The sequence below is a fragment of the Corynebacterium bouchesdurhonense genome (assembly GCF_900078305.2).
Lineage (GTDB): Bacteria > Actinomycetota > Actinomycetes > Mycobacteriales > Mycobacteriaceae > Corynebacterium > Corynebacterium bouchesdurhonense.
Map to the genome: position 1 here is coordinate 139,000 of NZ_LT546028.1, position 8,862 is coordinate 147,861.

Annotated in this window: 20 protein-coding genes; 3 read left to right on the forward strand and 17 right to left on the reverse strand. The window is 65.1% G+C overall.

The genetic code is table 11. The features are described from left to right. Positions 1–315: 315 nt before the first annotated feature. From BN4252_RS05430 to BN4252_RS05500, 17 genes are all read right to left on the reverse strand, one after another. Positions 316–606: a hypothetical protein gene (locus BN4252_RS05430; protein ID WP_143341172.1), complete on the reverse strand. Its 291-nt coding sequence runs from the start codon at positions 604–606 to the stop codon at positions 316–318. Next, entirely contained in the window at positions 578–757 is a 180-nt protein-coding gene (locus BN4252_RS05435; RefSeq protein WP_143341173.1) for a hypothetical protein, read from the reverse strand. The genes BN4252_RS05430 and BN4252_RS05435 overlap by 29 nt, the downstream gene beginning before the upstream one ends. Next, the gene (locus tag BN4252_RS11285; protein ID WP_066527221.1) at positions 744–1,178 is read right to left on the reverse strand and encodes a single-stranded DNA-binding protein; all 435 of its coding nucleotides are present in this window, start codon (positions 1,176–1,178) and stop codon (positions 744–746) included. Before BN4252_RS11285 ends, BN4252_RS05435 begins: the two co-directional genes overlap by 14 nt. Further along, a complete protein-coding gene (locus BN4252_RS11290; protein WP_066527224.1) occupies positions 1,175–1,573 on the reverse strand; it encodes a hypothetical protein in 399 nt (132 codons plus the stop codon). The genes BN4252_RS11285 and BN4252_RS11290 overlap by 4 nt, the downstream gene beginning before the upstream one ends. Next, on the reverse strand, positions 1,551–1,757 hold the full coding sequence (locus tag BN4252_RS05445; protein ID WP_066527226.1) for a hypothetical protein: 207 nt from the start codon (positions 1,755–1,757) through the stop codon (positions 1,551–1,553). The genes BN4252_RS11290 and BN4252_RS05445 overlap by 23 nt, the downstream gene beginning before the upstream one ends. Beyond that, entirely contained in the window at positions 1,754–1,966 is a 213-nt protein-coding gene (locus BN4252_RS05450; RefSeq protein ID WP_066527231.1) for a hypothetical protein, read from the reverse strand. Before BN4252_RS05450 ends, BN4252_RS05445 begins: the two co-directional genes overlap by 4 nt. Next, positions 1,963–2,283 carry a hypothetical protein gene (locus tag BN4252_RS05455; protein WP_066527237.1) on the reverse strand — a complete coding sequence of 107 codons (321 nt, stop codon included), beginning with the start codon at positions 2,281–2,283 and terminating at the stop codon, positions 1,963–1,965. Before BN4252_RS05455 ends, BN4252_RS05450 begins: the two co-directional genes overlap by 4 nt. After that, complete coding sequence (locus BN4252_RS05460) at positions 2,276–3,262, reverse strand: recombinase RecT (RefSeq protein WP_066527244.1); 987 nt, start codon at positions 3,260–3,262, stop codon at positions 2,276–2,278. Before BN4252_RS05460 ends, BN4252_RS05455 begins: the two co-directional genes overlap by 8 nt. Continuing rightward, positions 3,262–4,179 carry a YqaJ viral recombinase family protein gene (locus tag BN4252_RS05465; protein ID WP_066527245.1) on the reverse strand — a complete coding sequence of 306 codons (918 nt, stop codon included), beginning with the start codon at positions 4,177–4,179 and terminating at the stop codon, positions 3,262–3,264. Before BN4252_RS05465 ends, BN4252_RS05460 begins: the two co-directional genes overlap by 1 nt. Then, positions 4,163–4,408, reverse strand: coding sequence for a hypothetical protein (locus BN4252_RS05470; protein WP_066527246.1), 246 nt, complete (start codon positions 4,406–4,408; stop codon positions 4,163–4,165). The genes BN4252_RS05465 and BN4252_RS05470 overlap by 17 nt, the downstream gene beginning before the upstream one ends. Further along, positions 4,405–4,566, reverse strand: a complete 162-nt coding sequence (locus tag BN4252_RS11175; RefSeq protein ID WP_154670154.1) for a hypothetical protein — start codon at positions 4,564–4,566, stop codon at positions 4,405–4,407. The genes BN4252_RS05470 and BN4252_RS11175 overlap by 4 nt, the downstream gene beginning before the upstream one ends. After that, entirely contained in the window at positions 4,563–4,760 is a 198-nt protein-coding gene (locus tag BN4252_RS05475) for a helix-turn-helix domain-containing protein (protein ID WP_066527251.1), read from the reverse strand. Before BN4252_RS05475 ends, BN4252_RS11175 begins: the two co-directional genes overlap by 4 nt. Positions 4,761–4,991: 231 nt before the next feature. Further along, positions 4,992–5,465 carry a hypothetical protein gene (locus BN4252_RS05480; protein ID WP_066527255.1) on the reverse strand — a complete coding sequence of 158 codons (474 nt, stop codon included), beginning with the start codon at positions 5,463–5,465 and terminating at the stop codon, positions 4,992–4,994. 25 nt (positions 5,466–5,490) lie between these two features. Then, entirely contained in the window at positions 5,491–5,784 is a 294-nt protein-coding gene (locus tag BN4252_RS05485; protein ID WP_066527264.1) for a hypothetical protein, read from the reverse strand. After that, positions 5,781–6,029, reverse strand: a complete 249-nt coding sequence (locus tag BN4252_RS05490) for a hypothetical protein (RefSeq protein WP_066527266.1) — start codon at positions 6,027–6,029, stop codon at positions 5,781–5,783. The genes BN4252_RS05485 and BN4252_RS05490 overlap by 4 nt, the downstream gene beginning before the upstream one ends. A gap of 23 nt (positions 6,030–6,052) precedes the next feature. Further along, positions 6,053–6,850 carry a phage antirepressor gene (locus BN4252_RS05495; protein ID WP_066527269.1) on the reverse strand — a complete coding sequence of 266 codons (798 nt, stop codon included), beginning with the start codon at positions 6,848–6,850 and terminating at the stop codon, positions 6,053–6,055. Positions 6,851–6,880: 30 nt separating this feature from the next. Then, positions 6,881–7,147 carry a hypothetical protein gene (locus tag BN4252_RS05500; RefSeq protein WP_066527272.1) on the reverse strand — a complete coding sequence of 89 codons (267 nt, stop codon included), beginning with the start codon at positions 7,145–7,147 and terminating at the stop codon, positions 6,881–6,883. Between the two features lie 140 nt (positions 7,148–7,287). Between BN4252_RS05500 and BN4252_RS11295 the strand changes: the two genes are divergently transcribed. The 3 genes from BN4252_RS11295 to BN4252_RS05510 all read left to right on the forward strand — a co-directional run bounded on the left by BN4252_RS11295 (position 7,288) and on the right by BN4252_RS05510 (position 8,838). Further along, positions 7,288–7,749 carry a hypothetical protein gene (locus BN4252_RS11295; protein ID WP_066527277.1) on the forward strand — a complete coding sequence of 154 codons (462 nt, stop codon included), beginning with the start codon at positions 7,288–7,290 and terminating at the stop codon, positions 7,747–7,749. Beyond that, positions 7,733–8,125, forward strand: a complete 393-nt coding sequence (locus tag BN4252_RS05505; RefSeq protein WP_066527281.1) for an ImmA/IrrE family metallo-endopeptidase — start codon at positions 7,733–7,735, stop codon at positions 8,123–8,125. Before BN4252_RS11295 ends, BN4252_RS05505 begins: the two co-directional genes overlap by 17 nt. Positions 8,126–8,235: 110 nt before the next feature. Beyond that, positions 8,236–8,838 carry a hypothetical protein gene (locus tag BN4252_RS05510; protein ID WP_143341174.1) on the forward strand — a complete coding sequence of 201 codons (603 nt, stop codon included), beginning with the start codon at positions 8,236–8,238 and terminating at the stop codon, positions 8,836–8,838. Positions 8,839–8,862: the final 24 nt, after the last annotated feature.

Here is an 8,862-nt window from a genome sequence, read left to right on the forward strand (position 1 = left end):
TTCACGCCACGAGGCACGCTCTTCCTCACGCTCTTCGCGACTCGGCTGGTAGTCAAGCCAGTCACGGAATGAGTACGCTTTCGCACCCAAACTGGTAGTGGTTTCACACCACAACCCGCACTCAATTAGCGCTCGAATCTGACTCGCGGTGCCTTTGAGCGCCTTCACCCGGGACGCTGGGATCACCCCGTCCGTCTCGTGTTTGGCGCACCAGGTGCCCGCTTTTACCCACAGCCCAACGGCCGCATTCGGTAGCTCCTCAACCTTCGGGTGGTCATAGAAACCATCGTCGACTTTGAACCAGGACACGGTGGGTCACTCCCTCCCAGGGGCCGCGGTTTGCAGCGCCCATAGGAGCGCAGTGGACGCGTGCATCTTGGCGAGCGGGTCGCCGCGCTCGATGGCTTCTGCCACGCTGTGGGCGCGGGTATGCGGCACGCCGCGGGCGCACAGGTCGGCGAAGGCCATTGCGGCGCGGTGTGAGCTGGTGCTGGCGACCGTGGTGAGCCGCCCGTCCGCAGTCGGCTTGGCGATGAACCAGATGCCACGCGAGGCGGGCAGCGTGTACACGCGCCATTTACGTGGGTTCGGGGTCGGTGATTCCACAGAGCACCTCCAAATCGGCGCGGGTAAACGCGCCCTCGAACAGGTCGGTCAGGGCTTCGATGAGGCCCAGGGTGGGGAATATGTGCGCGTCCGCGCACACGTCCAGGGAGACGCGCAGCGCGAGCGTGCGGGTGGGGCTAAGAGCTGACACGGTCACGCATCCACGGGGGCTCATCCTCGCCGGCGGCGGCTGCCTGCGCGTCGCCAGCGTCCAGGTCGAGGACGTCGACGAAGATCCGGTCGGCCACGAATTCCGTGGCGTACACGTCATCGCCGCGCTTGTTGACGTACTTGCGGGTGTGGAACTGGCCGCGCACAACCACGGTCATGCCGCGGCGCAGCACCTTGTTCGCCAAGGTGGGCAGGTCGATGGTCTGGTCGCCCCGGCGTTGTGGCCACACCACCACATCGAAGTAGTGCTCCTTGGTGCGCTCCCACTGGCCGGACTGGTCGTTGTAGCGCGAAGCGGATTGACCCAGACGCAGGTTCAGACACGAGGTGCCGCTGTTCGGAGTAAACCGCAGCTCCGGGTCTTGCACCAGCGCACCCGCCCGGTACTCGTAATCAATCACTTGTTCGTCTCCTCGATAATCGGGTCGATGACCTCGCCCAGCCCCACACGGTGGAGGTGGCAGAGGTGCTGGCTGTAGAGGGTGAGCGCGGCGTTCGCCAGCTCCGGCAGCAGCCCAAGGGGGAAGCGGATCATCCCGCCTGTGTGGGCGGTGATGCCGGCGTGCTCGTTGTCCTCGTGGACGAACATCAGCAGTTCCTGGCCGCGCCCCACGGCTTGCACCGTCGGGTCGGCGGTGTAGTCGGGGCGCATGACCACCTTTGTGGTGCGCAGTTCCCGGTCCAGCCAGTCGATAGCGTCGGAGAACGTTTCCTCGTGCCGCACGCTGCCGAACGGGCCGAGCACGCGCCACCCGCCGAGGTAGGGGTTGTTCTTACGCACCTTCCACTTCTGCACTGTTGGTCACCTCCTCGGTGGTGACGGTCCGGGTGATCTTCTCGATTCGGACGTTCTGGACGTTGCTCGCGGTACTGATCCGGCGGGCGGCGTCCTGGGCTTCCTTGAGGGTGCGCACCTCATCGATCCGGTTGCGCTTCGTCTCATCCCACGCGACCCGGTAGGTGACGGCTTGATGGTTCATTTCCCCATCACCTCGATGTCGCCGGCGCGGCGCCGCACGATGCGGCAGTCGTCCCAGAACACGTCTGCGGACATGGCGCGCAGGGTTTCCTCGGCCTGGTCGAGGTCGCCCCAAAGCACCTCGTGCGGGCTGGAGGCTACGTGGTCGCCGTCGGTGAACCGCCACTGGCCGTCGGTGTCCAAGACTTGCAGGCAGTAGATGTAGCTCATTGGTCAATCTCCTCTGGCACCTCGCGCAGTTCGTACCGCTTCCCGTTCGGGGTTGTGTTTTCCGCGAAGTCGTGCGCATAGGCGTTCCCGTCAGCGGCGACCAGAACTAGCGCCCCGGTCTCGCTTACAGACCACACCACCCATTCACGGCCGTCCATCTCCACACCGTCCCACCTGCTCAGCTCGGGCATGTCCGGCGCGGTATTGGCGAGGATGAAATCGGCGGCAGCGTTCGCCTCCGGGCCGTAATTCACCTCCGGCACCGACTTAACCCGCTCCGCCCACTGGCGGGCGAGACGCTCCTGCTCGTTACTCACCGTCGATCACCTCCGCGCCAGTGGCGTCCTCGGCCTGGCCCTCGGCGGCCGGGGCGGGGGCGAGTTCCTTCCAGCGCGCGGTGCCCGCCGAGTACAGGAAGTCGTACTCCGCCTGCTCAAAGTTGCCCTTGAGCTGCTGCATGATGCCGGTCAGCGCGTCGCGGTCCTCGGCGTTGTCGATGTCAGACTTGGCGTGCAGCGCCATCTCGGACAGCTCGGCCTCGGTGGCCGGCGCGGGTTCCGCAGCCTCGAGCGCGGCACGCAGGCCAGAGGATCCACGGCCCGGGTTATCAACCCGGCGCGCCTCCGCGCGAACACGGCCGGGGTTGTCGGCCTGCCCCATCTCCTCCGGCGTGTACATGCCCGAGGTCAGCGAGTTGACCTTGCGGTGTGCCTGTGCCTCCGCGCACTTCGCCAGCATGGTCGGGCCCATCTTCTCCCACATGGAGTTCGGGGAGCCGTCGCGCTTCGTCTGTACGAATTCATCCCAGGTGGCGATGCCGTGGCCGATGGAGTCGCCCAGGCGCACGCTTACTAGCGCGGCCGCAGGATAGCCCCAATCTTTGAGCCAGACGCGGCGCTCGTTGCCCTCCGAATCGAGGAACACAGGCGCCCCAATTTCGTGGCCCAGGCCCTTGATTTCAGCGGTGCGGAACAGGACCTTGCGGAAACCGTCGATACCAGCCTGCACAGTCCACTTCGTTTCCCATCGCTCCGGCTCCCCGCGGTACCCGCCGGTCTTGGTCTTGCGGCCGACCAGGTAAATCTCCTTGAGGAACGGGTCGAGGCCGGTGCGTTGAGACACCGCGGCGAGCATGTCCAGATCGGCGTCGGATGCCTCGTCCAGGCCGGCGAGGGCGCGCAGCTGGTCGCGCTCCGAGGTGGAGTACTTCGACAGGTCACCCTCGCGGTGGATACCTCGGTCCTGCTCGGTGCCGACAAGGTCTCCGGCGGTCTGGGTGGTTGCTACTTCAGTCATTAGTGGTCTCCTTCGAGGTTGGCTTTCTTGTTGAACTGGACGTACGGGGTGCCCCCGGTTTTCGCGCGGCGGTCGGCGATCTTCACGTCGCCGCATTTGAGGTACTTCGCTTCGCCCATGAGCTCGGCGACCTCGCTGCGAGCCTCCTTGAATGCGCTCTCCGCCTCGTCCAGGCCGACGACGGTGTCGAGGAGGCGCACTGCGGTGGCGGCGTTGATCTGCACTTCCTCCCCGTCATGGATGTTCGGGTGCTTACCGCGGATCGCGACGTAGGTGGATTCCTGGTCATCCAGGGCCGGGGCGATGCCCATTTCCAGGCTGGCGACCCAGTCGACGCAGCGGTCCACGATGCGGGCGAACTCGTCATCGTTGAACGTCACGTGGTGGATTTCCGGGCGGGTCGAGGTGCCAAGCACCACCACATCCGCCGAATGGATGCCAGACACGCCCATCTGGAACTGCACCTGCGTGTAGTAGTCCGCGGGGATGGAGTCCTCCTCCCCCGGCCTGCCCCAGTCGGCAAGGGTGCCGGCGGTTTTCAGCTCGAGGATCCTAAACCGCTCCGCGCGCGGCGCGTCCGGGCGGTACGCACGACGATCCAGCGTTGCCATGTTCGGAAACGGCAGCTCCGGGTTCGTGTAGGCCAGCTCGAACGTGCCGCCACGCCGGGGATTCAACAGCCAGCCGGGGTTCTTGTACCGCCACCAGCTCGCCAGCGACGATTCGGCGACGTGGCCCCACTTCATGCGGTCCTCGTCCACCGGCGCCGGCGGCGTCAACCCGGCCATCTCGTGCCACTGCGCATACTGGCTCTTGAAGCGACTCACGCCCAGGATCGCCGGCACCTTCGACGCGGTGATCTGGCCCAACCACTCCGCGGTGCCCGGCGCGGGCGGGGACTTAACGATCGTTGGCATTGCCGAACGCCTCCTTCAGCTTGTCCATCTCGCCCGAGGTGAACTGGGGCTTCGGCACGTCGATCGTGACCATGCGGCGCTTCTCCAGCGTTTCGTTGAGATCCGCGATCAGCAGTCGGAGATCGAGCATCAGGTCCTCGTGCTGGCCGATGCGGGCGGCGAGGAACAGCGACGCCGCGGTGAGCGCGGTCAACCACAGCGCGATGACGAAATAGGCGATTGCGGTCATGCCGCACCTCCTTGGGTAAGGCCCGCCAGAACAAGGCAGGCGTAGGTCGATAGGGCTGTAATCGCCATCCACGCGATGTCGGCCAGGGTGGGCGGGGCGTCCGGGTCGTGGAGCACACCTACGGCCTCGGCGAGGGCGGTCAGTTCGTCATTGCTCATGCCGCACCTCCAGCGAGGTCGTCGATCACGGTCATGGGGAAGCGCAGGGCCTCCCCGACGCGGATGGGCTGCAGGTGGTCGGCGGTGCCTGCGCGCACGTGGTCGGTCAGCGTGGACTTGCCGATACCGAGGATGCGGGCGGTCTCCGCCGCCGAGTAGGTACGGCACTCGGGGGCCGGTTTGGTAGTATTCATGTGCGTTTTCCTTTCGGAGGATCGCGGCCGTCCAGGGGCAAGCTGGGCGGCCCATTTTCTTGTTGGGGACGGGGCGGGCGCAGGTGCAACCTCTCAGGCGGAAGCGGTACCCGGTCGTGGGTTGCCCTTTCAGGCGCATGAACCGCAACCCACCTGTTGACGCCCGCCCCTAGTACCCCGGCGCCGATCCGATCGGCAGCATCACGCCCTATGCCGAGGCAGGGTTGGGGGTTAGTCGAGTGCGCGCAGCAGCAGCGAGATCGCGGCGTCCACCAGTTCCTGGCTGGCGTCCAGCTTCAGGGCATCCTCGGGGGCCGCATCGGTGTTGTCGTCCTCGGCGTCCTCCTCCGGGTCTACGCCGGCGGCTGCGTCTTCCTTCGCCTCGACGTGATCGTCCTTGCGGCGCTGCTCCGCCTCCGCGACCCGGTTGTCCTTCTCGCACTCGCCCGGCGCGCAGTCGCACTCCTCCCCGACGCCGAGGATGTCATCGAGCAGCGAGCGGATCACCACCACGCAGGCCGTAAACGTTTCCGCGGCGGAGTCCTCATCGAACGTCTTGCCCTCCTTCTCCAGGCGCTTCTTCACCTCCTCGCGCACGACGAGCGCCAACGCGAAGCGCATCAGCGAGTCGTGCTCGAAGTGCTTGAGGTACATTTCCGCGTCTTCGCGTACCTGGGCGTCGGTCTTGATGGTTTTGGTGCTCATGGGTGGGGTCCTTTCAAAGGGTGGGTTAAGGGGTTTCGGTGGTGCGGCGCTGGTGCATGGCGACGGTTTCCAGCTCCGCGCGGTACGTGTCACGGATCTCTGCGACCCGGTTGTTCCGGGCCGTGAGGAACCGCTCCCAGTAGCGGCCATAGCTGCCGCCGGCGAGATCTAGGAAGATGCGGGCGTAGGCGACGGCTTCGCCCTGGGCTTGCTTGCGAGTCGCGGCGTCAACTGCGGCGTCCAAGTCGTGGGCTCGGATTGAGGCTTTCGCCCAGCCGGTCAGCCACTTATCGACGGTGGCGTTCTTGACGAGCTTCACAGCGGCTCACCCGCCCCTTCCTCGTTGAGCTTCACGCGCCAGGCCGGGTCGATCTCGCTGAGCAGGTCGTTGAACACGAGCGACACGTCCTCCGGGTCGTGCACCGCGGCAACCTCACGGACGAGCGCACGGATCGCGCGGTGCAGAACACCCTCGCGCTCCTCCCCCGCCAGATTCGCGAGGTGCAGCACATCCAACGTGAACGCGCCCTCCGGGGAACGGGACTGACGAACAGCAGCATGCATAATGGGTTTCTCCTTGTAGGTGGTTAGGCTGCGGTTTTGGGGTTGAAGCGGCCGTCCAGGAACCGCTCGATGAAGTACTGCTGGCCCTTGCCGGTGACCTTCGGCGTCTTATTCACCGTCACGTGACCGTCCGAGTGGGTGATGGCGGTTTCCTTGACGCGGAACAGGCCCAGTTCCATTGCCCGCTGGGTGGGCATGTTCCAGTCGGTGCCCTTGCGGTTGATCAGGAACCCGCTCGTGCGCATCCACGAGAACAGGCGGTTCGCACCGATGTCGATGCCGTTGCCCTTGAGAATCTTTGCGAGGTCACCGACGAGGATCTCGGACTTCGAGGTGGCGACCGCGTTGGCGAACAGCACCTTCGGCGCGTCCTCACGCTGCTGCGCCTCGAGCTCGGCGCGGCGGGCGCGCTCCGCCTTAAGGTCAGTCGCGAGCTTGATGATGGTGTCCGGGTCCGCGAGCACGTCCTCGATCTTCTGCTCCGTGAGGTATCCACCATGTCGGCGGATCGAGGGCAGCACCTCGTGGGTGACCCAGCGTGAGAACTCGCGCGCCTGCGGCTTGTCGCTTCGAAGCACGACTTCGTAGAGCGCCGACTCGTTGACGGTGACCATGTTGCGGACTTGGCCGCCAGACCTGACATCCATTCGGCGGATGTCAGCTTTATCGAGCCTGTTCACGACGTTGCCGATGTTCCTGATGCCGAGGACGTTCGCCACGTCGTTGAGCACGAACATCGGTGTATCGGCGTCGCCGACCACGCGCACGTTGGTGCCGTTGAAATCGAACGGTGTAATCTCGACGTTGGCTTCCTGCTGCATTCAGGGCGCCTCCTTTCGTTTCTAAGGGGGTTAGGCGGCGGTTGTCTTGACCATTCGCGCGCGCCTGACCCTCACTTGTTCTTCCGTGACGTCGAAAGCGTCCTGGAATGTGACGGGGTAGTTCACCAGCACAGCTCCAATGAGCCGGGGGCTGGCCTCCGCTTGCTCGCGGTACTGCCGGGTGATGGTGGACGGTGAGACGCCGAGGCGCTTGGCCAAGTTTGTGGCCGAGCCTTCGGCTGCGACAGCTTCATCGAGCCACTTGAGGTTCACCCGAACGGTGTGAATCGTTTCCATTGAACCTCCGTTGTTCTTGCACATCTCCGCGTTGCTTTGCAACAACAGCCACCCTACACACAACGTTGTTGCTGCGCAACACCATGTTGGGTTGGGCCTACCACTTGCAGAATTGCACGCACGCAACGTAAGCTAAGGGCATGGAAAGCACTAACTGGTGGAACTACGTAGAAGCCCTAATCGGCGAAGACACCTACTCGGAAGCGGCGGCAAAGGCTGGTTTCGATAAGTCCGCGTTTACTCGCTGGAAGCAGGGCGCCCGCGCCGACGCAGATTTCGCCGTAAAGCTCGCGCGCGCCTACGAAGCCAACGTCCTCGACGCTCTCGTCGCCGCGGGCTTCATCACCCCGGAGGAAGCCGGCGCCACCGGCGACAGCACACTCGATGAGCTGCGCCAAGCGGTTCGTCTCGCCAGGAACGCGAGCGTCGATGTCACGGCATCCTCTATCCGCCTCGAGCAGGTCATCACCGCTCTCGAAGAGGAGGCTGGGCACAGGAGTTCGACAAAGCACCTCGAGGTTGTCGAGCCGCTTCCCTATGCTGCGAACCGACGTGCACCGGAGCCGGAGGAAGGGGACGACGATTTTGGATCTGGAGCTTAAGCTTCTGCAGCTCGCAGACGAGCTGGGCGTGCGGGTGGAGGACGACACGGGCCACCTCCGCGCCGGCGATTTGGGCGCGTGGTACCCGTCGCAGCGGCTCATAGTGGTCGCCCCGTCGCTCGGGCCGCGCAACCGGGTCCACACGCTCGCGCACGAGCTCGGCCACGCAGCACACAATGACCCCGCCGGCCACCACCCCAAGTACGAGCAGCGTGCGGACTTGTTCGCCGCACAGTTGCTCATTGATCCGCGCGAGTACGCGGAACTTGAGAGAATCTACGACGGCCAGGCCGGCGCGATCGCCGCCGAACTCGGCGTGACTGTTTCCCTGCTCGCCACTTGGCGGGACCACATCGAAAGGACCACCGCAGCATGAAGCGCGCCCCCGCTGCCCTGTTTGCCGCACTAGCCCTCGCCCTAGCGGGGTGTAGCGGTGAAACCACTTCAACCGCAACCTCAACCACGTCAGCGTCGAGCACCACGACCATGGCGACCACTACCTCGGTACAGGCGAAGGAGTATGCACCCGGCGACAGCCACCTGCACCCCGTGGACGCGCTGGGCACCGTCGGTTTATTCATCGACCCCGACACCGGGAACTACTACGTCTGTAACGGCGGCAAGGTCACTAAGGCCGATGGATCTCCCGTCGAATCCGGTACCTGCGAGGGGCCAATGGAGTACGAGAAAGCAGGCGATCTAACGCGACGTCTCGGCGACGCCGTTGCAGCGAAGATGGAGGCAGAACTCGGGCAGCCGGCAGCAGAATCGGCCATTCCAGCGCCCGCGCCTGCGCCCGCAGCGGGTGCGGCGCCGTACGTGGTGCGCTGCCTGGAGGGCACGCCTGGGCCGGCTGAATGGTCGGATGGGTCTACCCGCTACTCGGAGGAGTGCTTCCAGAAGATGGGCGGGTCGGCGTACGTCGAGCAGGAGTCGCAGTCCGGCCTGCAGCCCGGCGGCGCTGCGGTCAATGGGTACGGCACCGACGCGAACGGTAACCCGCATCGCTCGAGCGGCGACCTTCAGGCCGAGTGGGGCTGCCAGCAGGGCTACATCACAGATCCGGCGATCTGCTCCCAGTACCAATAAAAATGCGCCCCACGGCAGCTGGCG

Bases quoted from the DNA above. Each gene is read 5' to 3' on its own strand.
- BN4252_RS05475 (WP_066527251.1), bottom strand. From the start codon at position 4,760: ATGAATACTACCAAACCGGCCCCCGAGTGCCGTACCTACTCGGCGGCG.
- BN4252_RS05445 (WP_066527226.1), bottom strand. From the start codon at position 1,757: ATGAACCATCAAGCCGTCACCTACCGGGTCGCGTGGGATGAGACGAAG.
- BN4252_RS05490 (WP_066527266.1), bottom strand. From the start codon at position 6,029: ATGCATGCTGCTGTTCGTCAGTCCCGTTCCCCGGAGGGCGCGTTCACG.
- BN4252_RS05500 (WP_066527272.1), bottom strand. From the start codon at position 7,147: ATGGAAACGATTCACACCGTTCGGGTGAACCTCAAGTGGCTCGATGAA.
- BN4252_RS11175 (WP_154670154.1), bottom strand. From the start codon at position 4,566: ATGAGCAATGACGAACTGACCGCCCTCGCCGAGGCCGTAGGTGTGCTC.
- BN4252_RS05450 (WP_066527231.1), bottom strand. From the start codon at position 1,966: ATGAGCTACATCTACTGCCTGCAAGTCTTGGACACCGACGGCCAGTGG.
- BN4252_RS11295 (WP_066527277.1), top strand. From the start codon at position 7,288: ATGGAAAGCACTAACTGGTGGAACTACGTAGAAGCCCTAATCGGCGAA.
- BN4252_RS05480 (WP_066527255.1), bottom strand. From the start codon at position 5,465: ATGAGCACCAAAACCATCAAGACCGACGCCCAGGTACGCGAAGACGCG.
- BN4252_RS05460 (WP_066527244.1), bottom strand. From the start codon at position 3,262: ATGACTGAAGTAGCAACCACCCAGACCGCCGGAGACCTTGTCGGCACC.
- BN4252_RS05470 (WP_066527246.1), bottom strand. From the start codon at position 4,408: ATGACCGCAATCGCCTATTTCGTCATCGCGCTGTGGTTGACCGCGCTC.
- BN4252_RS05495 (WP_066527269.1), bottom strand. From the start codon at position 6,850: ATGCAGCAGGAAGCCAACGTCGAGATTACACCGTTCGATTTCAACGGC.
- BN4252_RS05510 (WP_143341174.1), top strand. From the start codon at position 8,236: ATGGCGACCACTACCTCGGTACAGGCGAAGGAGTATGCACCCGGCGAC.
- BN4252_RS05465 (WP_066527245.1), bottom strand. From the start codon at position 4,179: ATGCCAACGATCGTTAAGTCCCCGCCCGCGCCGGGCACCGCGGAGTGG.